The organism is Rothia sp. P6271 (genome assembly GCF_048512995.1).
Lineage (GTDB): Bacteria > Actinomycetota > Actinomycetes > Actinomycetales > Micrococcaceae > Rothia.
The window spans coordinates 73,077-95,503 of record NZ_JBLXXV010000008.1 but is presented as its reverse complement, the minus strand read 5'-3'; the positions used below and the strand labels follow the sequence as shown (position 1 = coordinate 95,503).

General features: G+C 49.8%; 17 protein-coding genes and 3 tRNA genes. 8 read left to right on the top strand and 12 right to left on the bottom strand.

The features are described from left to right. Window positions 1-308: 308 nt before the first annotated feature. The 4 genes from ACN08X_RS06965 to ACN08X_RS06950 form a co-directional block, all read right to left on the bottom strand. The gene (locus ACN08X_RS06965) at window positions 309-1,409 is read right to left on the bottom strand and encodes a branched-chain amino acid aminotransferase (RefSeq protein WP_419108311.1); all 1,101 of its coding nucleotides are present in this window, start codon (window positions 1,407-1,409) and stop codon (window positions 309-311) included. A gap of 83 nt (window positions 1,410-1,492) precedes the next feature. Continuing rightward, window positions 1,493-2,557, bottom strand: a complete 1,065-nt coding sequence (locus ACN08X_RS06960; RefSeq protein WP_419108310.1) for a 3-isopropylmalate dehydrogenase — start codon at window positions 2,555-2,557, stop codon at window positions 1,493-1,495. Between the two features lie 108 nt (window positions 2,558-2,665). Then, window positions 2,666-4,105 carry a threonine synthase gene (thrC, locus tag ACN08X_RS06955; RefSeq protein WP_419108309.1) on the bottom strand — a complete coding sequence of 480 codons (1,440 nt, stop codon included), beginning with the start codon at window positions 4,103-4,105 and terminating at the stop codon, window positions 2,666-2,668. A gap of 103 nt (window positions 4,106-4,208) precedes the next feature. Then, on the bottom strand, window positions 4,209-5,183 hold the full coding sequence (locus ACN08X_RS06950) for a hypothetical protein (RefSeq protein ID WP_419108308.1): 975 nt from the start codon (window positions 5,181-5,183) through the stop codon (window positions 4,209-4,211). A gap of 101 nt (window positions 5,184-5,284) precedes the next feature. On the opposite strand from ACN08X_RS06950, the gene ACN08X_RS06945 reads away from it, so the two are divergent. Further along, window positions 5,285-6,352, top strand: a complete 1,068-nt coding sequence (locus ACN08X_RS06945; RefSeq protein WP_419108307.1) for a hypothetical protein — start codon at window positions 5,285-5,287, stop codon at window positions 6,350-6,352. A gap of 86 nt (window positions 6,353-6,438) precedes the next feature. Here ACN08X_RS06945 and metG read toward each other — a convergent pair whose 3' ends face one another. The 5 genes from metG to ACN08X_RS06920 form a co-directional block, all read right to left on the bottom strand. Then, complete coding sequence (gene metG, locus ACN08X_RS06940) at window positions 6,439-7,977, bottom strand: methionine--tRNA ligase (RefSeq protein WP_419108306.1); 1,539 nt, start codon at window positions 7,975-7,977, stop codon at window positions 6,439-6,441. Between the two features lie 160 nt (window positions 7,978-8,137). Further along, the gene (gene serA / locus ACN08X_RS06935) at window positions 8,138-9,733 is read right to left on the bottom strand and encodes a phosphoglycerate dehydrogenase (RefSeq protein ID WP_419108305.1); all 1,596 of its coding nucleotides are present in this window, start codon (window positions 9,731-9,733) and stop codon (window positions 8,138-8,140) included. Window positions 9,734-10,030: 297 nt separating this feature from the next. After that, on the bottom strand, window positions 10,031-11,059 hold the full coding sequence (gene ilvC, locus ACN08X_RS06930) for a ketol-acid reductoisomerase (protein ID WP_419105967.1): 1,029 nt from the start codon (window positions 11,057-11,059) through the stop codon (window positions 10,031-10,033). 101 nt (window positions 11,060-11,160) lie between these two features. Then, on the bottom strand, window positions 11,161-11,670 hold the full coding sequence (ilvN, locus tag ACN08X_RS06925; protein WP_419101439.1) for an acetolactate synthase small subunit: 510 nt from the start codon (window positions 11,668-11,670) through the stop codon (window positions 11,161-11,163). Between the two features lie 3 nt (window positions 11,671-11,673). Further along, the gene (locus tag ACN08X_RS06920; RefSeq protein WP_419108304.1) at window positions 11,674-13,506 is read right to left on the bottom strand and encodes an acetolactate synthase large subunit; all 1,833 of its coding nucleotides are present in this window, start codon (window positions 13,504-13,506) and stop codon (window positions 11,674-11,676) included. A 463-nt stretch (window positions 13,507-13,969) separates the two neighbouring features. On the opposite strand from ACN08X_RS06920, the gene ACN08X_RS06915 reads away from it, so the two are divergent. Then, window positions 13,970-14,425, top strand: a complete 456-nt coding sequence (locus ACN08X_RS06915; RefSeq protein ID WP_419101441.1) for a hypothetical protein — start codon at window positions 13,970-13,972, stop codon at window positions 14,423-14,425. A gap of 87 nt (window positions 14,426-14,512) precedes the next feature. On the opposite strand, the gene ACN08X_RS06910 is transcribed toward ACN08X_RS06915, so the two are convergent. From ACN08X_RS06910 to ACN08X_RS06900, 3 genes are all read right to left on the bottom strand, one after another. Beyond that, window positions 14,513-14,588, bottom strand: a tRNA-Lys gene (locus tag ACN08X_RS06910). Between the two features lie 155 nt (window positions 14,589-14,743). Further along, window positions 14,744-14,819 (bottom strand) — tRNA-Lys (locus ACN08X_RS06905). Window positions 14,820-14,917: 98 nt separating this feature from the next. After that, window positions 14,918-15,538 carry a MarR family winged helix-turn-helix transcriptional regulator gene (locus ACN08X_RS06900; protein WP_419108303.1) on the bottom strand — a complete coding sequence of 207 codons (621 nt, stop codon included), beginning with the start codon at window positions 15,536-15,538 and terminating at the stop codon, window positions 14,918-14,920. Window positions 15,539-15,879: 341 nt separating this feature from the next. Between ACN08X_RS06900 and bcp the strand changes: the two genes are divergently transcribed. The 6 genes from bcp (at window position 15,880) to ACN08X_RS06870 (ending at window position 22,412) form a co-directional block, all read left to right on the top strand. Then, entirely contained in the window at window positions 15,880-16,356 is a 477-nt protein-coding gene (gene bcp, locus ACN08X_RS06895) for a thioredoxin-dependent thiol peroxidase (protein WP_419101443.1), read from the top strand. Between the two features lie 107 nt (window positions 16,357-16,463). Then, a tRNA-Leu gene (locus ACN08X_RS06890) sits at window positions 16,464-16,545 on the top strand. Between the two features lie 113 nt (window positions 16,546-16,658). Continuing rightward, window positions 16,659-18,503, top strand: a complete 1,845-nt coding sequence (locus tag ACN08X_RS06885; RefSeq protein ID WP_419108302.1) for an ABC transporter substrate-binding protein — start codon at window positions 16,659-16,661, stop codon at window positions 18,501-18,503. Window positions 18,504-18,671: 168 nt separating this feature from the next. Further along, window positions 18,672-20,156: a malate:quinone oxidoreductase gene (locus ACN08X_RS06880; protein WP_419108315.1), complete on the top strand. Its 1,485-nt coding sequence runs from the start codon at window positions 18,672-18,674 to the stop codon at window positions 20,154-20,156. 228 nt (window positions 20,157-20,384) lie between these two features. Then, window positions 20,385-21,500, top strand: a complete 1,116-nt coding sequence (locus ACN08X_RS06875; protein ID WP_419105970.1) for a YihY/virulence factor BrkB family protein — start codon at window positions 20,385-20,387, stop codon at window positions 21,498-21,500. A gap of 114 nt (window positions 21,501-21,614) precedes the next feature. Continuing rightward, the gene (locus ACN08X_RS06870; protein WP_419108301.1) at window positions 21,615-22,412 is read left to right on the top strand and encodes an alpha/beta fold hydrolase; all 798 of its coding nucleotides are present in this window, start codon (window positions 21,615-21,617) and stop codon (window positions 22,410-22,412) included. Window positions 22,413-22,427: the final 15 nt, after the last annotated feature.

Genomic DNA, 22,427 nt, shown 5'->3' with positions numbered 1-22,427 from the left:
CCTGGGAAAGATACCCATTCTCCACTATAATTTTTAATTTTTTCATTAATGTTATCTATGATAGTACAAACTTCTTCATGTAATTTTTCGGGAGACTTAGATTCAATTACAGACATGAAACATCACCTTTCTAAAAATAACATTAAAATAATTATCACCTATAACAAGTAAAAACACCACATATTTTTATGAAAAACAGCATAAAAATATGTGGTGTGCCCTTGCCACCCCTTCAGTCACAAGAACACACCACAAACCTCACACAACACCCTCCCCCAACAGAAGGGGGCTACTACTATTTTTGGGTGTTACACCAAACGTGTTAACCAACCATGACGGTCCTCAACCACACCAGTCTGAATACCCACCAGCTCCTGACGCAAACTCAACGTCACCTCACCAGCAGCACCATCACCAGGGGCAGCAATCACACCATCAGCAGACTTCAACGCACCCACAGGAGAAATTACCGCAGCAGTACCACACGCAAAAATCTCAGAAATAGCGCCAGAAGCAACACCCTCACGCCACTGATCAAGAGTAAACTTACGCTCTTCAACCGTCATGCCACGGTCCTTCGCCAACTGAATAATCGACTGACGCGTAATACCCTCAAGAATGGTGCCCGTCAACTCAGGGGTCACCAGCTTATTCTCATCACCAAAAACAAAGAACACGTTCATGCCACCCAGCTCCTCAATCGCATCATCACGGTGAGAATCTTTAAAAATGACCTGCTTGCAACCATGCTGTTCACCCTCAAGCTGAGCAATCAACGACGCAGCATAGTTACCGCCACACTTAGCAGCACCCGTACCACCCACACCAGCACGCGCATACTCGGTAGACAACCAAATATCCACCGGCGCAACCGTACCAAAATAGTTACCCACCGGAGAACCAATCACCAAATACTTCACCTCATGGGCAGGGCGAACACCCAAATACGCCTCGGTAGAAATCATAAACGGGCGCAAATAAAACGCCTCACCCTCACCGCGAGGAACCCACTCACGGTCAATACTCACCAACTGTTTCAAAGACTCTACAAAAAGTTCTTCGGGTAGTTCTGGCATGGCAAGGCGACGAGCAGAACGCTGCAAACGTTGAGCATTAACCTGCGGGCGGAACGTCCAAATAGAACCATCAGCATGACGGTACGCTTTAACACCCTCAAAAATTTCTTGCCCATAATGCAACACGCAAGAAGCAGGGTCAAGGCTCAACGGTGCGTACGCGCTCACCCGCGCATTAGACCACTCGCCACCGTCAGCATATGTGCCCTTCCAGTCAATGCTGACCATATGGTCAGAGAAAAAGTCACCAAAACCAGGGTTAGCGAAGACTTTTTCGCGGTCAGCTTCGGTAGCTGGTGAAGGGTTGGGTTCAACACTAAAAGTTAAAGACATCGTCATCTCTCTTCTCTCAAATTATTCTTCACACTCGCAGGCGGTGTGTTCTCTCTATCAAAGCACACCGCACCTACTCAACACTAGATTTTCTCTAAAGCCGTCACAATATCTGCACCAATCACATCCGTGCTACGGGCCTGACCAGCATGTTCTGCCAAGTCATGCTCCACTGCCCGTTCAATACGCACCGCAGAATCCTCTAACCCAACATGTCGTAACAACATGGCAGCAGCAAGAATTGTTGCCGTCGGGTTCGCAACATTCTGCCCCGCAATATCTGGTGCAGAACCATGCACCGGCTCAAACATGGACGGGTACTGCCCCGAAGCATTAATATTTCCGCACGCCGCATACCCAATACCGCCGGTAATAGCACCAGCCTGATCAGTCAAAATATCACCAAAAAGGTTATCGGTTACTATCACATCAAAACGTGACGGGTCAGTTGTCAAAAAGATAGTTGCCGCATCCACATGGCAATAATCCACGCTCACCTGCGGGTATTCGGCACTCAACTGTTCTAAAGTGCGAGTGTATAAACCGCCAGCATGCACCAGCACATTATTCTTATGCACCAGCGTCAGCTTCTTGCGTTCACGCCGTGTCGCCAGTTCAAAGGCATAACGCATTAGCCGTTGCACACCATACGCCGTGTTCACCGACACTTCGGTTGCAATCTCAGCATCCGTACCAGAACGAATCACACCACCATTACCCACATACGGGCCTTCAGTGCCTTCACGTACCACCACAAAATCAATGTCACCAGGGTCAGCTAAAGGAGAGCTCACACCCGCAAATAGTCGTGAAGGGCGCAGATTAATAAAATGGTCAAACGAAAACCGTAATTTTAGGAGAATCTCACGTTCAATCAGCCCAGAAGGCACCTGAGCAGAACGAGGGTCGGCACCTACCGCACCAAAAAGAATCGCATCATGCCCACCTAGTTGCGTCAACGTCTCGTCAGTGAGAGTTTCGCCGGTGGCGAGCCAATGCTCTGCACCTAAAGAATACGTAGTTTTTGTGAGGGTAAAACCGTCTCGTGTAGCAACAGCGTCAAGGACGCGTTCTGCTTGTGCCACAATTTCTGGGCCGATACCGTCGCCCGGAATAATCGCAAGGTTGAGGGTGCGTTGTTCAGTCATACTACTTAAAGTAGTACGCCGGTTCGTAGCATGGCAGAATACCCACCCAACGTTTCATAATATGAAACAGCACGAACCGGCGCACCCACACGAAGTAAAAACTACACCCTAAAAATCAGCACCAAGACACTGCACAATATACTCCTGCACCGCCTGAACACTACACGGCATATCCTTCACTCGACGCTCAGCCTCAAGAATAGAAGCAAAACGTTCAGGAACCTCCGGCTCCGTACCAGTCGCCTCATAAATCGTCTCAGCAAACTTCACCGGCAACGCCGTCTCAAGGCACACAATCGGAGTAGACACCTGCTCACGAAGCCCGCGAGCAACCTTCACACCGTCTGCCGTATGAGGGTCAAGCAGTACACCGTAGCGTTCATAACAATCACGAATCACCGCAATACGATCCTCATGAGTAGACTTCCCAGAGAGGAAACCATAACGGCCACTCACCTCAGAGAACGCCTCATCATCAGCAAGGCAGAACCCGCCAGAAGCAACAGCCGTACCAAATAACTCCCCAACCCTTGCCGCGTCACGGCCCAACACGTCAAAGATGAAACGCTCAAAGTTTGATGCCCGAGAAATATCCATCGACGGGCTAGAGGTCTTATACGTATCAGCCGAAGAACGCACACGGTACTGCCCCGTACGGAAAAACTCGTCTAATACGTCATTCTCGTTGGTTGCAACGATAAGGCGGTCAATAGGTAGCCCCATCTGACGGGCAATATGACCGGCACAAATATCACCAAAATTACCGGTTGGTACGCAGAACGAAATACGCTCAGTGTTCTGGTCGGTAAGGCGAATCCAACACGAAACGTAGTACACAATCTGAGCCAGAAGACGAGCCCAGTTAATCGAGTTGACCGCACCAATACGGTACTTCTCTTTGAACGGTGCGTCAGCAGAAATTGCTTTGACAATATCCTGACAATCATCAAAAACACCATCGAGCGCAATATTAAAAATGTTCGGCTCATCAAGACCAAACATTTGAGCCTGCTGAAACTCTGTCATACGTCCAGCAGGAGTCAGCATAAAAACGTTAATGTTCTCACGCCCACGCATCGCATACTCGGCAGAAGAACCCGTATCCCCCGAGGTTGCACCCACAATGCTCATGCGTTCGCCACGGCGTGCAAGCTCATATTCAAAAAGCTCACCCAAAAGTTGCATTGCCATATCTTTAAACGCCGCCGTTGGCCCCTGAGACAAATGCCCCAAGAAAATACCGTCTTCTAACGTGGAGACAGGAACAATCTGCTCATCAGAAAACTTAGGGTACGTGTAGGCGCGGGCTGTGATGGTACGAAGATCCTTGGCAGGAATATCGTCCACAAACAGTAGGAGCACCTCAGCGGCGAGTGCCGCATACCCTTCAGTGTTAAGGACGGTACGCCAACGGGTCAAGGTGGCGTCATCAAGCTGTGGGTATTCGGTGGGTAGGTAAAGCCCGCCGTCAGGTGCTAGCCCGCTAAGAAGAATGTCGGTAAAACGGGCAGGAGTTCGGGTGGTATCTCGCGTCGATATGTACTGCATAATCTCAAGTCTAGGGGTTTTTATCAGGTTTATGGGTTCTCTTATCTCTATCGGTGAGATATTGCGTTGCATGTCGTGAGGTTACACGCCCTCACAAGAGCCGCTAACCGTGTGCAGCAGCAGAAGCGCCCGCTGAGGCAGTATCAGGCTGTGCCGTAGCGTCTGTCATGCTGCTACTTGGTGTTGGAGAAGGCTGTTCAATCGGAGAAGAATTCTGAGGATTCTCACGGTCATGAGCAACATTCTCTAACGCTCGCTGGTGAATCTTTTTAATCTGAGAAGACACCTGCTTAAGACGCTGATACACCGCCTCATAATACCCGTTCTCAATATCATGAGTTTTCTGATCATAACTAATATCGGTACGGCATCGGGTGTCAGCTTGCGCAATATCTTTTTGTTGCTGCTCAGTGCTAGAAGACGCTACATCTTCTGCAGCCTCTACCGTATGCAAATCAGCATACCCAGCTTTTTCCATGCACGCAGACCACTGTTCCACCAGTTTTTGATAGTCCTTATCCTGATGGACATCATCACGAATAGTCTGCGCAAAAGTAGGTGCTAATAAGGCAACATTCATGCCATCTTGAACGGTGCCATAAATATACTGGTAGCTTTGCGCCATGCACCCGTCACGAGGAATATCCCCACTGTGGTAATCCATAAAACCGGTGCTAACCGTACCATTTTGAGCGTCCCCAAAGAACGCTGCTTTACCCGCCGTATCATAGTGTGCTTGCGCTAATTCTTGTGAGCTTGGACGGTAGCCACGTTCACTAATTTCTTGTGCGGTCAGTCCCCCAGCAAAAGATATTTTAAGCTGGTATTCTCGTGCTGGTTCTTCGTATACTCCGCCACGTGCTTGCACGCATCGTGCCGTAAATTTACGGCGTGCCTGTTCTGCTTCTTGAGGAGGGAAAATCCACTCTTTAAGTTCGTTGAGGTGTTCTTCTTGAGCTGGAGTATATTTCAGTTCTTCAAAATTTTGTGGTGGCGGTGTACAACCAGTTAAAACCGTCAGTACAATAGTAGACAGGATGATAAGGCTTCGTTGTGAAGTCTTAGGGTTTTGGGACACGCTCACTCACTCTCAAAAATTTTTACTATCTTAGTATAGTGACAAACTCATTCCGAAACATACTACTCACACCCATAGAAAGGGTGCTTTAGGCAATACCTATGCACAATACACCAGATTTTTCGTCCTCTCGTCGAGGTTTGTTCCGTATGGGCGCGCTAGGTGGCGCTGTCGCTGGGGCAACTGTTCTCACAGCCCGCAGTGTTGCACCCGCACAAGCTGCACCTACGGCACACAACTTCCCTGAGAAGTTCATCTATCCGGCTATTGCAGGCCCCTCCTTAGCGTTATGGGGTAGCTCCTCTATTGAGGGGGCACGAGCCACAGAAGGTGTTGTTGCCGGTTACGATGTACGCCTGAGCACCCTACTCACACGATACCTTCAAGTGCCCGTCCTCAACTTTGGTCAAGGCTCCGAAACCTCCACCAACATTCTGGCGCGTCGAGGTGCACCACAGTTCACCATGACACTCAAATTCCCTGAAGACCTCATCCCCGCAGAAGGTTCTGTCACCGTACAACAAACAGAATCTACCGCCGTCGAATGGAATGACGCCTCCTACTACCCCGGCTATGTTCAAGATATCCCCGGCACATTACAAGCTATCAAAGGCGCACCCGGCTCATATACGTTCACACGCACCATCGCCGGAGAACCACGCTACGCACCCGCAACAGTAGCTAAAGCTTCAGTATTTTCCTCCTATCAGCAGATGATTTCTTATTCATCGCACCACCTTGTGCAGATAGGACGCAACAACATCACCGAACTCGACCGCATCAAAGAACACACCCAACTCGCTGTTGATATGGCGCCAGAACGCACCATCATTCTCGGGCATTTCGCGGTAGATGGAGACGGCCCCGATTCAGGGCGTGCCAAAGCAGTTCGCGCATACAACGAGTGGGGACGTCAAACCTACGGTAACGCATTCATCAATCCCCAAGAATACCTACGAGAAGTCACCCAACAACCATGGCTACGCTACGGCGACTTGAACGGCTCTGGGGTGTGGAACAGCAAAGAAGACGCAGACGACTACCAACAAGGCAGACTCCCCCGCTCCCTCTATGCCACCGACGGTATTCACCTCAACGGCTGGGGCTATCTCGCATTAGCCCGACAAATTCAAGCTGTAGTCACCGAACTCAAATGGTTTAGCTCCTAAACCCCACATATTATAAGTATGGTGTCTCTCATGTTCTAGAACATGAGAGACACCATACTTTCTACGAGCTTTCTATCGCCAGTACTTTACTCTTTGTCGTCCTCATAACGAGGGAACACAGGAGAAGGCTTCGGCAACTGAGCACCAGCAACCAGCACCTGATTAAAGAAGCTAAAAGTACGCTCCGACTCGGCAACACCCAAAAGGTCAAGCATTTTAGACATCGACTCTGGCATCACCGGCTGAACCAACAACGCAACACGACGCAACGTCTCAGCCGTCACATACAAAACAGTGTTCATGCGTTGCGGGTCGGTCTTCTTCAACTTCCACGGCTCTTCAGCAGTGAAATAACGGTTACAATCAGCAACAACTTTCCAGATACTCTCCAACGCACGGTGGAAAGCCTGCTCCTCAAAATCAGCACGCACACTCTCATACAAAGCAGCAGCATCATCAAGCATCTTCTGATCAGTATCCGAGAACTCACCAAATTCAGGAACACAACCGCCACAATTCTTTGCAATCATCGACAAAGAACGCTGCGCCAAGTTTCCTAAATCATTCGCCAAATCAGCGTTAATACGGTTCTTAATAGCCTCAGGAGAATATGAGCCGTCCTGACCGAAAGACACCTCACGCAACAAGAAGAAACGGAACGGGTCAAGACCAAACGTCTTCACCAAATCAGCTGGGCCAACCACATTACCAACAGACTTCGACATTTTCTCACCATCAACGAGCAAGAACCCGTGCGCAAAGACACGCTGTGGTAGCTCAATACCAGCAGACCACAAGAAAGCAGGCCAATAAATAGCGTGGAAACGAGAAATGTCCTTACCAATCATGTGAACGTTAGCAGGCCAATACTTTGTGAACATCTCACTATCAACATCGGGGAAGCCTACACCCGTCAAATAGTTGGTGAGAGCGTCAACCCACACATACATCACATGTCGATCATTACCGGGGACAGGAACACCCCAGTCAAAAGTTGTGCGAGAAATAGAAAGATCGTTCAATCCCCCACGAATAAAGCTTGCTAGCTCATTACGACGAGTCTCAGGATAAATAAAACCTTCATTCTCATATAGTTCAAGCAAACGATCCTGATACTTAGACAAGCGGAAGAAATACGACTCTTCTTCCGTCCACTCCACCTCAGTGCCAGTCGTCTTCGCATAACGCTGACCGTCACGAAGCTCCGTCTCGTCCTCCGCATAATAGGCTTCATCACGCACAGAATACCAGCCAGCATATTTATCAAGATAAATATCGCCATTTGCTTCCATACGCTTCCAAATAGCCTGTGAAGCCTCATAATGGTCTGCGTCAGTAGTACGAATATAACGGTCATACGAAACGCCCATCATATCGTCCATCGCACGGAAACGAATAGCGTTCTGATCAGCAAGCTCTTTAGCGCTCATACCAAGCTTAGCTGCGGTAGTCTGCATCTTCTGACCGTGCTCATCAGTACCAGTCAAAAAACGGACGTCATAACCGTCAAGACGTTTAAAACGCGCCATGGCGTCAGTAGCAATATGTTCGTATGCGTGACCAATATGAGGGTCACCATTCGGGTAAGCAATAGCAGTGGTGATGTAATACGGGGTTGAACTCATACCCATTACTTTATATGGCGCTACAGATAAAACGGAACTTTTCACAGTCTTTATCCATAAATAGCCCATAATTCACATCAATATACAACAGCACCACCAACACAAAGAAGGGGATGAACACCCAAAATGGTACCCACCCCCTTCCACTGCTAACGCTTAGCTATTGTGCAAGGTTCACACACGCAGCACGTGAAGCATTCACAATGTTCTTAATGCTATTGACAACTTCTGCACTAGGAGCAGAATCAAGCGCCAACACAGCCACCGCCTGATCGCCCTTATCACCGCGAGAGACCTGCATACCAGCAATATTGATTGACGCCGTACCCAAAAGCGTACCCATCGCAGCAATCATGCCCGGACGATCTTCATACTCAAGGATGAGCATATAATCCGTAATCGGAATCTCAAGGTCATAGCCACCAATATTTGTCAGCTTCTCAACAAGTTTAGGACCAGTAACCGTACCCGAAACTTTAACAGTGCTACCTGATGCAAGTACCGCCGAAAGAATCGTCTCATTACGGAAGTATTCTGTCTCCTCAGTAGTAGTAAGCTCCACCTCAATACCACGTTGTTGAGCAATCATCGGCGCATTCACATAAGATACCTTCTCCGAAACAACATCAGTGAAGACACCCTTCAACGCCGAAAGCTTCAACGAAGTCACATCTTTTGTAGCAATTTCTCCAGCAACCTTAACCTCAACATGAGTCATCGCCTCACCACTGCTAAGCGCCGTCACAATACGCCCAAGCTTCTCAGCCAAAGGCACACCTGGGCGAACATCCTTATCGATAGCGCCGCCGGCAACGTTAACAGCGTCAGGCACGAGGTCACCTTCAAGCGCAAGACGCACCGAACGAGCCACCGACACACCAGCTTTTTCTTGAGCCTCCGCAGTAGACGCACCCAAATGCGGGGTACACACCACGTTCGGCAACTCAATAAACGGAACGTTCTTTGCAGGTTCTTTCACGAACACGTCAATAGCGGCACCAGCAATCTGACCAGAACGCAACGCAGTATCTAACGCAGCCTCATCAATAAGCCCACCACGAGCAACGTTAATGACGTAGGCGGTGTTCTTCATCTTCTTAAAAGACTGCTCATTAATCATGCCCATAGTCTCTGGTGTACGTGGCATGTGAATCGTCAAAAAGTCAGCACGCTCTAATAGTTCATCTAGCTCAACGAGTTCAACACCCATTGTTGCTGCACGAGAAGAGGTCACAAATGGATCGTACGCAATCAATTCAGTGCCAAAACCTTTAAGACGTTCTGCAACCAGACTGCCGATACGTCCCAAACCAATAATGCCAATAGTCTTTTCGTAAAGTTCTACACCAGCATATTGCGAGCGCTTCCATTGGCCTTCTTTCATGGAGGCAGATGCTGGTGCGATGTTGCGGGCTAGTCCGAGGATGTGTCCGACGGTGAGTTCTGCGGCGGAGATGACGTTTGAGGTGGGTGCGTTGACGACCATTACGCCGGCGGCTGTTGCTGCTTTGATGTCGACGTTGTCGAGTCCTACTCCGGCGCGTGCAATCACTTTGAGGTGTTTTCCGGCGGCGATGGCTTCGGCGTCGACGTGGGTTGCTGAGCGGATGAGGATGGCGTCAACGTCGGCTAGTGCTTTGAGTAGTTCAGGGCGGTTGGTTCCATCGACGGTTCGGATGTCGAAGTCGGGGCCGAGTGCTTCGATGGTTGCTGGGGAGAGTTCTTCTGCGATGAGAACGACGGGTTTATGAGTCACGAAAATGTTCCTTAAGGGGTATTCAAGGCAGTCTTGAAGGGGCGGTACCGTTCACCCGATACGGCGGTAACGCTCATGGTATGTTGGTGAGCTTTTGCGCTCATGTTTGTTGTGGAGGCGGTGCTGTCAGTTCACCCTGACGGCCAACAGCGCCGGTTAGTAGACTATCTTACCGTTGAGTTTCTTGACGGTGCTACTGTGTCTTAGCCGTTACGTGGGATGTTGCCAAGACCATGAGTAGAGCCGATGAGGGCGGTGGCTCTCATCGGCTCTACTTTTGGGGGTGTTTATGGTGTGTTAGCGTTGGGTGCTTCCGTCGGTGTAGTCGTCTTGGACTTTGTTCCAAGAGAAGAGTTTGCGTAGTTCACGTCCGGTTGCTTCGATGGGGTGAGCTTCGCCTTTGGCGCGTAGTTCGAGGAATTCTTGTGCGCCGTTGGCTTGGTCGTCCATGAAGCGTTGTGCGAAGGTTCCGTTTTGGATGTCGTTGAGCACCGCTTTCATGTGTTCTTTGGTTTCTGGTGTTACAACGCGTGGGCCGGAGACGTAGTCGCCGTATTCTGCGGTGTCGGAGCAGGACCAGCGTTGTTTGGTGATTCCGCCTTCGTTGATGAGGTCAACGATGAGTTTGAGTTCGTGGCAGACCTCAAAGTAGGCGATTTCTGGTTGGTATCCGGCTTCGGTGAGGGTTTCAAAACCGTATTGGATCAGTTGTGATACGCCGCCGCAGAGTACTGCTTGTTCGCCGAAGAGGTCGGTTTCGGTTTCTTCGGTGAAGGTGGTTTCGATGACGCCTGCACGGGTTGCGCCGAGACCTTTTGCGTAGGATAGTGCTAGTTCTTGGGCGGTTCCGGATGCGTTGACTTCAACGGCTACGAGTGCTGGTACGCCACGTCCGGTTTCGTATTCGCGACGTACGGTGTGTCCGGGGCCTTTGGGCGCGACCATGGCGACGTCAACGCCTTGTGGTGCTTGGATGTAGCCGAATCGGATGTTGAATCCGTGTGCGAAGAAGAGTGCGTCGCCTTCTTCAAGGTTGGGTTCGATGTCTTGGGTATAGACCTGTGCTTGTACTTGGTCTGGGGTGAGGATCATGATGACATCTGCGTCTGCGGTTGCTTCTGCAACGGTCATGACGGTGAAGCCTTCTGCTTCTGCCTTGGCTCGTGATTTGGAGCCTTCTGCGAGTCCGATGCGTACGTCGACGCCGGAGTCGCGCAGGTTTTGTGCGTGCGCTTGACCTTGGGAGCCGTAGCCGATGATGGCGACGGAGCGTCCTTGGATGATGGATAGGTCTGCGTCATCGTTGTAGAAGATTTTTGCTGCCATGAGAGGTGTTCTCCTTGGTGTTAGTGTGTGGTGACTGTTCTGGTGTTGAGCAGTCGTATCTAAAAACTTGCGTCGGGGTGCGCCCCGTGGTGGTGAGCGGTTTAGCTTCTGAGAGCTTTTTCGCTCATGGAACGTGGCCCACGTGCGAGTCCGAGTGTTCCGGCTCGGATAATTTCTCGAATGCCGAAAGGTTCGAGTACGTCGAGTAGGGCACCGAGTTTTTCGGCGGATCCGGTTGCTTCAATGATGACGGACTCTGTAGAGACGTCAACCACCTGGGCACGGAAGAGGTCTGCTGCTTGGGTGACTTGCAGACGTGTTTGCGCATCAGCTTTAACTTTGACCATGATGTGGTCTCGTTGCACTGAGGTTTCTGGTGTAAGTTCAACAATTTTGAGGACGTGAATGAGTTTATTGAGCTGTTTGGTGACTTGCTCTAATAGGTTTCCTTCGGCGTCTACCACAATGGTAATACGTGAGATGCCGGGAACTTCTGTATTACCAACGGCGAGGGACTCAATGTTGAACATTCTTCGGGCGAAGAGTCCGGAGACTCGTGCCAGCACGCCGGGTTTGTCTTCAACTAAGACGGAGAAAGTGTGGCGGCTCATGGCTTAGTCCTCTCTTTCAAAGATGGGTGAGGTGTCTTTGGCGATTTGGATGAGGTCGTTGGAGACTCCTGTGGGCACCATGGGCCAGACCATGGCGTCGGGGCTGACGGTAAAGTCTACGACGACGGGGCGGTCGTTGATGGCGAGCGCCTGTTGGATGGTTGCGTCAACGTCGGCGTCTGATTCGCAGCGTAGTCCGGCGCAACTGTAGGCTTCTGCTAGTTTGACGAAGTCTGGGATGCGTACGGTGCCGGCGCCTGTGTTGAGGTGGGTGTGTGAGTAGCGTCCGTCGTAGAAGAGGTTTTGCCATTGGCGCACCATGCCCAGTGAGGAGTTGTTGATGATAGCAACTTTGATGGGGATGTTGTTTTGTGCGCAGGTGGCTAGTTCTTGGTTGGTCATTTGGAAGCAGCCGTCTCCGTCGATGGACCAGACGATTGCGTCGGGGTGTGCTACTTGTACGCCCATGGCGGCGGGCACGGAGTAGCCCATGGTGCCGAGTCCTGCCGAGTTGATGAAGTGGCGTGGTTTTTCGTGTTTAAGGAAGTGGGCGCTCCACATTTGGTGTTGTCCAACGCCGGCAACATAGTAGGCGTCGGGTCCGCTCAGCGCTGAGATGCGTTCGATGGCGTATTGGGGTGAGCCGAGTCCGTCGTCGGTGGTGGTGTATCCCAGCGGGTAGTTTTCTTTGAGGGCGTTGAGGGTTTGCCACCATGGTTCGAGCGGGCTGAGTTCTGTTGCGTAGTCGGTTTCGAGGAGGCTGTTGAGTTCGGGTAGTACTTGTGCGAGGTCTCCTACGATGGGTACGTCTGCGTAACGAATTTTTGAGATTTCGGCGGGGTCGATGTCGATATGAATGACTTTCGCATCGGGTGCGAAGGATGAGAGGACGCCGGTGACGCGGTCGTCGAAGCGTGCTCCGAGTGAGAGCAGTACGTCAGCTTTTTGGAGTGCGGTAACTGCTGGTACGGTGCCGTGCATACCGGGCATTCCGAGGTTTTGTGGGTCGGAGTCGGGGTATGCGCCGCGTGCGGTGAGTGTGGTGACGACGGGTGCGTGGGTGTTTTTTGCGAGGCGTTGCAGTTCTTCTGGTGCGTTGGCGCGTACCATTCCCCCGCCGACGTAGAGTACGGGGCGTTGTGCTTGTGCGAGCAGTTTTGCTGCTTCACGGATTTGTTTGGAGTGTCCGCGGGTGACGGGTGTGTACCCGCGGATTTCGACGGTGGGTGGCCATGAGAAGTCCATCATGCCTTGTTGTGCGTCTTTGGTGATGTCTACGAGCACGGGGCCGGGGCGTCCGGTGGAGGCGATGTGGAAGGCGGTGGCGATACAGCGTGGGATTTCTTGGGGGTCACGGACCATAAAGCTGTGTTTGGTGATGGGCATGGTCATGCCGACGATGTCTGCTTCTTGGAAGGCGTCGGTGCCGATGACGGTGCTTGAGACTTGTCCGGTGATGGCGACGATGGGTACGGAGTCCATGTTTGCGTCGGCGATGGGTGTGAGGAGGTTGGTGGCTCCGGGGCCTGAGGTGGCGAGGCAGACTCCTACTTTTCCGGTGGATAGTGCGTATCCTTGGGCTGCGTGTCCTGCGCCTTGTTCGTGGCGTACGAGGATGTGGCGAATTTGGGTGGAGTCAAAGAGTGGGTCATAGGTGGGGAGGATGGCTCCTCCGGGTAGGCCGAAGATGTCGGTTACGCCGAGTTTTTCGAGGCTGCGAATAATCGCTTGTGAACCGGTCATGCGTTCGGTGTGGGTTTCGGTTGCGGTGCTGTCGTTGTGTTTGCCAACGTTTTGAGCGAGTACAGCTGGTGTCATCGATGGACCCGTGGTCATTTTCTTTTGCCCTTTGACGTTTTAGTGGTGGTGATGCTTTTCATGGTCGTTGACGGGTGTGTCTGCCGATCATGTTCGTAGGAGGTTTTGGTGTTTTCCTGATACGAAAAAACCCTCCGCCTGAGTGGAGCGAAGGGTACGCATGCATGGAACACAACAAAGTTTTGCCTAGGCTAGCGCGCCCTATCTGACGACTAGAAGGCTAATAATGTGTTGTGAACTGCGTTGCATTTGCATAGCTATAATATTTGTCGTGATGGGCGGTAAAAGTCAAAGACATCTCATCATCCGACACGTTATTGTGAGGTCTTTCGTCTTTTTGGGCGGATTATGCGCTGTTTATGTCGTCTTTTAACGAGCGTGACCTTATGTTAAATATGACGTGATGTTAAATATGACGTGCAAAACATCAATAATGTTTTAATAGTCGCGTTAGAGGGGCGTTTACCCTAGACTGGGGTTCATGACCACACATACGCTTTCTAGCGAGTTCATTACGGCAGCTTTGCACCCAGTATTTGATGAGCAGATTATCAACTATGGTGCTTATAACCTTATTTTTGCTACGGGTCATGCGTTGTATCGCAATCCTGATATTGCTATTCAGCAGCAGGATTCTCAAGAGTATTTCATTATTGGGTATCGTGACACTCCGCGAGAGGTCATTGTGGCTCCCGTACTTTTGCCGCAGGCTTTACCGGCGGGGACTCCTACCTCTATTGATAATACAAACGCGATTCGTGCCTATAGTTTGAATGAAAATACTTTTGGTTTGGAGTCTACGACGGGTACGTCTTTTATTTTGACGATTCCTCAGAGTATTGAGATTGTTTTAGAGAATGGTTCGGGTGTATTAGAGCAGTCTAGTGATATTCATGATTTTCAGAGTTTTCTAAGTGAGTCGTGGCTTGAGGACTAATATTTTTTGATGTTTTCTGCGTGTTGATACACTCTACAGATGTAGAAAAGGGTGGTTACCGTTTTTGTTGGTAACCACCCTTTTATGTGGTGCGCCCCGTGGGACTTGAACCCACAACCCATTGATTAAGAGTCAATTGCTCTGCCAATTGAGCTAGAGGCGCATTCTCGTTGCCGAAGCAACGAATAAAAACTATACCTCGGTGAGGAGGAAGACGCAAATTTTCAGACAAGAGATATGCGGCACACCGCACGCCGGGTGAGTCAGCGTTAAAGCATTGAGGGCCTGACTCGTTCGAGTCAGACCCTCAATATTATGTGGTGCGCCCCGTGGGACTTGAACCCACAACCCATTGATTAAGAGTCAATTGCTCTGCCAATTGAGCTAGAGGCGCATTCTCGTTGCCGAAGCAACGAATAAACTATATCCGACATTATGAAGATATAGCAAACCCTACACTCTCAATGTTGCATAAAACACAGTTGATGGGGTTTATTTTTCTCGTTGAGCACGAGCAGCGTCAAGAAGTTCAGGGGTAACAATGTCAAGCACCGCAGTTGTTGGGCCAACAGCTTGAGACACCTCGACGGGAGCTTCCCCTTCAGGTTGTACGGGTTCAATGTCTCCGGTGAAGTCGGCAAGTCCTACGGCGGCACGATGTTCTTCGTGAGCACCGTGAAGAACGATATCGTTACCTTCTTCTTCCGAGAGTTTACGTACAATATCGACGAGCATCTCACGAAATTCAGGGTTAGCTAACGCACCCAAGGAGGCGAGATTCTTATCAATTTTTTCAGCGCGTGCAAGCACGTCTCGTCCCTCGTCAGTAATATCTAAAAGATAGCTACGCCGATCATTGGCGTTGCGCACCCTATAAACATAGTGATGAGACTCTAGACGAGATAAAGTCTTTCCCATGGTTTGAGCTTGCACTCCAACAATGGAGGCGATACGAACTTGTGAAGTTTTTCCTTCACGAGCAATGACACCAAGAGCAGTAACTCCGGCGTGAGTTAATCCCAACTCACGCAGGCGGTTATTCCAGCTATGTTCAAGCATACGAGCGGACGTAGATAACAAACGATTAATTGACCAATTACCAATATCAGGCATGTATCCAGTATAGGTAAAGTCTTTACATATTTTGACGGAATCTATACTTTGGCAAGCAAAGAATAATCACATTCAGACCTCACACACAGCCCGTGCACATAGTTTCGTCAAGCAAACCTCAGGTTTTTAAGAACGCTCTCAGAACACCAAGAAAAACCGTAGAGCCTCAAGAGATGAGAACATCACACCTAAGCGTTTCACATATTGGACACAGGTTTGGTTTTAGTGACTCCCCCACCCTAAACAATCACCCACGCGCACCTAGTGCAAAACATCTGCCACCCGATAAGATAGACCCCTAAACAACACCCACCCCCTATAAATAGTAGGAGCATTCAATCATGGCAGAACGCCTCGACATTGGAACACCAGCACCAGCATTCTCACTCAAAAACAGCAACGGAGAAACCGTCTCCTTAGAACAATTCTCCGGACAAAAAGTCGTACTCTATTTCTACCCCAAAGCAAATACTCCCGGCTGCACCAACCAAGCCTGCGACTTTCGTGACAACATCACCTCACTACAAAGCCACGGATACGTCGTACTCGGAGTATCCCCCGATTCCCCTCAAGCACTCCAGAACTTCACCCAAAAACAAGAACTCAACTTCGAACTCCTATCAGATGAGGACCACACTGTAGCGGAGTCTTATGGTGCATGGGGAGAGAAAAAGAACTATGGAAAAACCTATATTGGGCTTATTCGCAGCACCTTCGTCATCGACGAAAACGGAAACATCAGCCTCGCTCAATACAATGTGAGAGCTAAAGGACACGTTGCAAAACTACGCCGTGACCTCGGTATTGACCCCAGCTAACGCACATTCCAGCGCCCTCATCTCAAAAATTCTGCATTATTTTCTCTGCCGATTTGCACAGCCAAAATATATCGTGTACTATTTCTAGAGTTCGCTCAGCTGAACATGCGCGAGTGGTGAAATTGGCAGACACGCAGGATTTAGGTTCCTGTGCCTTCGGGCGTGAGGGTTCAAGTCCCTCCTTGCGCACTGCATAACATCATAGAAAAGATAAAGCCCGGTATATACTGGGCTTTATCTATATCTACAGGTCAATACAGCTCTTTCGTCGACCTTACCGCTCACAAGGGAAGTGTGTTTCTGTGTCTTCTGGTCTCAACCGCCGCAAACTTTTCCGCTACGGGTCACTCTTTGCTGCCGCAACAGCATTCAGCGCCTGTTCTGCACAAGAGCACCAAGACACCACAACACCACACACCAACGACACAAGTACCTCCCCCACACCCACCAAACACCAGCCGGTCACTCTTCGATTCGCAAACGCAGCACCCACATCATCATTAGATGTCGCCACCAGCGGAACACTTGAAACAGCACGCATCTCAGCACAAGTTCTCGAGCCCCTCCTCAGAGCAAACGTCGACACCGGACTACCCGAAGCATCCCTTGCAACCAAATGGGACGTATCCTCAGACAGACTCAGCTACACCTTCACCCTACGAAACAACGTCACATTCCACGACGGAACACCCTTCAACGCAGATGCCGTCCTCAAAAACTATCAACGATGGGTCCACGCAGCAGCCGACACCACAGCATACTCCCACACCGATTACCTACAACTTTTCAGTGGAGTCACCGCACCAGACCAAAGAACACCGCTAGTCACAGACTGCAAAGCCGTCGACGAAAAAATTATCTTCACACTTTCACGCCCCTCAACATCTTTTATTAAGGCACTCACCCAACCAGCATTTGGCATTGCCTCCCCCGCCTCACTCAATGACGAATACCATTTCAAAAAACTACCCGTAGGAACAGGCGCATACACCCTCAAAGAATGGGACGGGTCCACAGCAACCCTCGAAGCTTCCCCCACCTATTGGGGAACAGCACCTGTTATTGAACGGCTCATCATCAGCACCATCTCCGATTCTGATAAACGCTACTATGCTCTACGCAACGGAGACATCGACGCCTACGACCTCGTAGCCATCGACAACTATGTTCCGCTAGCACGCTCTGGCAACCTCATCCAACCACGAGACCCTTACGCCATCTGCTATATCAGCATTAACACGGATCACCCCGTCCTCAACAAGGCGCTCATGCGTCAAGCCATAGCTCACGCCCTCGACCGCCACGAAGTGGTACGCAATAACTTTCCTCAAGGAACAAACGTCGCAAACGACTTTTTACCAGCGCTATTCATGATGAAAAATGATGACACACGCGCCTACTATAACTACGATAAAAACCGCGCCAAAGAACAACTCGAAGCAAGTGGATACAACGGCGAAGAACTCACCTTCTACTACCCCACAGGTGTTTCTTTAGCAACCATGGAATCTCCCGAAGCCATCTATGCCTCTTTAGCCGCAAATCTCGTCTCTATTGGTCTCAACATCAAACCAATGCCCGTCCCGTGGAACGAAGGGTACCTCGACGTTATTAGTCAACACAGCACAGAACGTGCCCTAGCATTAACAGGGTTCGTAGGCTCCTACCGCGACCCAAATGCCTTTATCTCAAGAGTTCTAGCGCCCACCTCAGAAATCGTGCATTCAGCCGAACACAGCGAAGCCACCTATATCGAAAACGGCGAATTAGAAATCCTCGAAGAACCAGCACCCGACAACCACAAACTCGACGCACCAACTGACGAACAACCCAAAGACGATACAGAAGCTCCAATAACAGAAAAAGACGACGCCCCTGCACCAGATAGCACTTCACTGGCAGAATTACCGCGAGAAAAAATAACCTATCCACAAATTCTCAGCGCGATGAGAGCAGCAGACCAAATCAACGACGTTGATAAACGCCGTATCGCATACCAAGCAATTAATCTGCACATCGCATTATTAATGCCTGCTATCCCTATCGCGTACCCTATTTCTTCGGTAGCTCTTGGCCCACGCGTCGATTATTACCCGCTCAGTGCCACAGGCATCGCAAATTTTGCGTCGGCAAAGGCTCACTCCTAAAAATTATCGTGTCTTTTTCAGGTTGCAAGCAAAAGGGTTCACCGTTGAAGGCACCGAATAAGTTAGTCTAAAGCTCAGAGGTTTTTGTGCATCACCATATGCCTCAAAAATCTTTGTGGTAAGTCAAAGAAGACTTACCTCGTATTGACTTATCATCTCTTGGGAGTAATAACCGTGGCTACAACGGAATCGACTGACGTCGTACTCGTCGGTGGTGGCATTATGAGCGCAACCCTTGGTGTGTTGCTCAAAGAATTAGAGCCATCATGGAACATCATCATGTTTGAGCGTCTAGACCGCGTAGGTCAAGAATCTTCTAGCCCGTGGAATAATGCCGGCACCGGACATGCTGCACTATGCGAACTCAATTACGCACCAGCAGGTGCAGATGGTACCGTCTCTACCGCAAAAGCATTAGGCATCAACGAACAGTTTTACACTTCTCGACAACTATGGGCCTCTCTCGTCGCAGAAGGAAAACTCACAGACGCCTCCTTCATCAACTCTGTACCGCATATGTCTTTAGTCTTTGGTGAAGAGCACAGCGCCTACCTCAAGGTACGTTTTGAGGCGTTCCGTCGCGAAAAACTCTTTGAGAGAATGCAGTTCTCTACAGACCACCAAGAAATACACCAGTGGGCGCCACTGACCATGCAAGGACGTCATGCTGAACAAAAAGTAGCAGCAAACTGGTCCCCCGAAGGAACAGACGTCGATTTTGGGTACTTGACCGAACAGCTCACCAACTACCTCACCTCACAGGGAGTAAGCGTACGATACGGTCACCACGTCACTCAACTCGTCCAAGACACCAACGGGCAATGGAAAATTACGGTCAAAAACCGTTTGAACTCCGAAGAACACCTTGTGGTTAATACTCGTTTTGTGTTCTTAGGTGCTGGCGGTGGAGCATTAAAACTCCTCCAAAAATCTGGTATCCCAGAAGGAAAAGGCTACGGAGGGTTCCCCGTATCTGGCCTATTCTTACGAAACACCAACGAAGCCACCGCAACAGAACATTGCGCCAAAGTGTACGGTCAAGCTTCTGTCGGCGCCCCACCTATGTCGGTGCCGCACCTTGACACCCGCTATGTTCGCGGGCAACGTTCCCTACTCTTTGGGCCTTACGCCGGTTTTAGTACAAACTTCTTAAAACAAGGATCATTTTTAGATCTTCCGCTATCGGTACGCCCCGATAACCTCTACCCCATGATTCGTGCAGGCCTCGATAACCTCTCTCTCGTAAAATACCTTGTAGGGGAACTTGCAAAGAATCAGTCAAGCCGTATTGACGCGCTACACGAATATTATCCGTTAGCTCAAGCCGACGAATGGGAACTAATTCAAGCAGGTCAGCGTGTACAAGTCATGAAACGTGACAGCGCTAAAGGCGGCATCCTCCAATTTGGTACAGAACTCATTTCTGCTCACGATGGCTCTCTTGCTGCGCTTCTTGGCGCTTCCCCCGGTGCATCTACAGCTGTTCCTATCATGTTGAACCTACTGCAACAATGTTTCAAAGAACAGTTCCCAGCATGGGAGTCTCGTATCCGTGAACTGATTCCGGCTTTCGGCGTTCGACTCAACGAAACACCAGAACTTGCCGACGAAGTACTAGAACACACCTCAAAGGTTCTAGGACTCTCGTACTAACACCCACAAGATACAGACGATCCATGTATATCAGAGTAGAAGGCGTGCAAAGATTTTTTGCACGCCTTCTACTCTATTGCCACTTGTCATAACCCTTATCAACATAAAAATACAGTATCCCAGTATTTTTGAGGGAAGCTAACAGCTAAAGCCCAAGAGTTCTAGAAGCACACTGAACAAACATGTTAAGCTTACGTAGCAACTCATTCGCATCGACTAGGAGTTCGGATGTCTTTAGAGGAACAAACAATCACTCGCGCTCAAGAAGCCCCCGCACCAGAAAAAGTTCATAAACGCTACACCATCAAAGAAGTCACCAAATTTAACTGGGGGTACGTCATCAAACGCGCCTTTAACAAGTTTGGTACTGACGGTTGTACCGATATGGCAGCAGCGCTCACCTACCATGCAGTGCTCTCTATCTTCCCTGCTCTACTAGCAGTAGTTTCTCTCCTCGGTGTCTTCGGACGTGGACAAGAAACCACACACGCTATTATCGATTTCATCAGTGGTATCGCACCAGCAGAAGTTCTTTCTATCGTCGAAGGACCCATTTCACAGCTCACATCTTCTAGTGCAGCTGGTTTAGCTCTAATCACTGGTGTTGTCGGTGCGCTCTGGACAGCTTCCGGATACATCGGCGCTTTTGGACGTGCACTCAACAGGCTTTATGGCGTAGTTGAAGGCCGTCCCATCTGGAAACTCCGACCGCAAAATCTCTTAGTCACTACAATTCTCGTCTTCATGCTTGTTCTCATGCTCATGGTACTGCTCATGAGTGGTGGAGTCCTCACCTTCATATCAGATAGCGTCCCAGGGCTCGACCTCACCGCCTTTACCAGTGTATGGCTCTGGTTCCGTTGGCCTATTATCCTCTGCCTCGCCGTTGCACTCGTAGCATTGCTCTACCACGGCACGCCCAACATCAAACAACCCAAATTACGGCTCTTCTCTGCTGGTGCAACCTTCGCACTTGTCTCTATGGGACTTGCCGGTTTAGGCTTCTCATTCTACGTATCAAACTTCGGTAAATATAACGCCACCTATGGTCTAATCGGCGCTGTCATCGTCATGCTCTTATTCATCTGGATTATGAACAATGTGCTACTTCTCGGTGCAGAAATTGACGCAGAAATTGAACGTATGCGCGAACTACGTGCCGGTATTTCGGCAGAAGAATTCGTTCAGCTTCGCCCACGCGATAATACTCAAGCCATCAAAATTATTGAGACAAAAGAGAAATTTATTGCTGAGGGGAAAGCGATTCGCCTATCCCAAAACGGTTTAGATTATCAGGCGCTCGCTCAAAAACTTGAGAAAGAGAAATCTTCACCTCAACAATAGGTGCTTATTTTCTGCCCTCGTACACCCTGATAAAGGGATGGGGTGTACGAGGGCAGAACGTTATCTTCCTCATTTTCTTTGGTCACCTATAGCGGTGCGCACTACAGTGGACTGGTGACTATTTTTCCTCCTCTTTCGTATCGGATATTCCCTGCTGCACAAAACAGCCCAGAACGTTCCCCTATCATCTTTTTACACGGCTTCGCCGCAACCGGAGAACAATTATGGGTGCGCACCGGATGGGTCAAACGGTTCACCGCTGAAGGGTATCCTTGCATCATCGTTGATTTGCCATATCACCGCAATGAAGACCTCAAAAATCCAGACCCATCACTAACCTATACGGGTGATATTCCATTACCTGAAGAACACGGATTCTTCGTATCAGCAGCTCACGCCGTGGCACAATTTATTGAAGACCTCGACTCCCCTGCCCACCTTGTAGGGTTTAGCGCTGGTGCCCGTATCGCATGGGAAGCTAGCTCCTACGCAGGTCATAACGTGCTCTCTACAAGTATCGGTGGGCTACCTCAGCACGATCATCTACCGCTCATCGCACAATATCTTTTAGGTTCCTTAGAGCAAGAAAATATTAATCCGACATTCCCCGCCGTCATCAATCATTCGCTCATACGAGAATCATCACTCAAACATTTTGCGTGTTTGCCGTTAGCTTTTGATTTTGACCCAACACTTTTACACCCGCTCTGCCCTATTCTGCTGGTGCGCGGCAGTGAAGATAGTGTGGCAGGTGATTATTCGTGGCTTACTGAGGCTCTGACCGAAGCCCACGTTCCCTATGAACAGCTCATCTTAGACGGACGTAACCACGTCAATGCTCTTACCAGCGGAGTCTTTAAAAAACGTGTGTTAGCGCTCGTTCAAGAAAGCGAAGAAGCCTTTATCATCTAGAGCAGATTCTCTATC

Coding starts and splice junctions, on each gene's coding strand:
- ilvC (WP_419105967.1), bottom strand. CDS start 11,059: ATGGCAGCAAAAATCTTCTACAACGATGACGCAGACCTATCCATCATC.
- ACN08X_RS06965 (WP_419108311.1), bottom strand. CDS start 1,409: ATGTCTTTAACTTTTAGTGTTGAACCCAACCCTTCACCAGCTACCGAA.
- ACN08X_RS06945 (WP_419108307.1), top strand. CDS start 5,285: ATGCACAATACACCAGATTTTTCGTCCTCTCGTCGAGGTTTGTTCCGT.
- ACN08X_RS06960 (WP_419108310.1), bottom strand. CDS start 2,557: ATGACTGAACAACGCACCCTCAACCTTGCGATTATTCCGGGCGACGGT.
- ACN08X_RS06920 (WP_419108304.1), bottom strand. CDS start 13,506: ATGACCACGGGTCCATCGATGACACCAGCTGTACTCGCTCAAAACGTT.
- thrC (WP_419108309.1), bottom strand. CDS start 4,105: ATGCAGTACATATCGACGCGAGATACCACCCGAACTCCTGCCCGTTTT.
- ACN08X_RS06915 (WP_419101441.1), top strand. CDS start 13,970: ATGACCACACATACGCTTTCTAGCGAGTTCATTACGGCAGCTTTGCAC.
- bcp (WP_419101443.1), top strand. CDS start 15,880: ATGGCAGAACGCCTCGACATTGGAACACCAGCACCAGCATTCTCACTC.
- metG (WP_419108306.1), bottom strand. CDS start 7,977: ATGAGTTCAACCCCGTATTACATCACCACTGCTATTGCTTACCCGAAT.
- ACN08X_RS06875 (WP_419105970.1), top strand. CDS start 20,385: ATGTCTTTAGAGGAACAAACAATCACTCGCGCTCAAGAAGCCCCCGCA.
- ACN08X_RS06900 (WP_419108303.1), bottom strand. CDS start 15,538: ATGCCTGATATTGGTAATTGGTCAATTAATCGTTTGTTATCTACGTCC.
- ilvN (WP_419101439.1), bottom strand. CDS start 11,670: ATGAGCCGCCACACTTTCTCCGTCTTAGTTGAAGACAAACCCGGCGTG.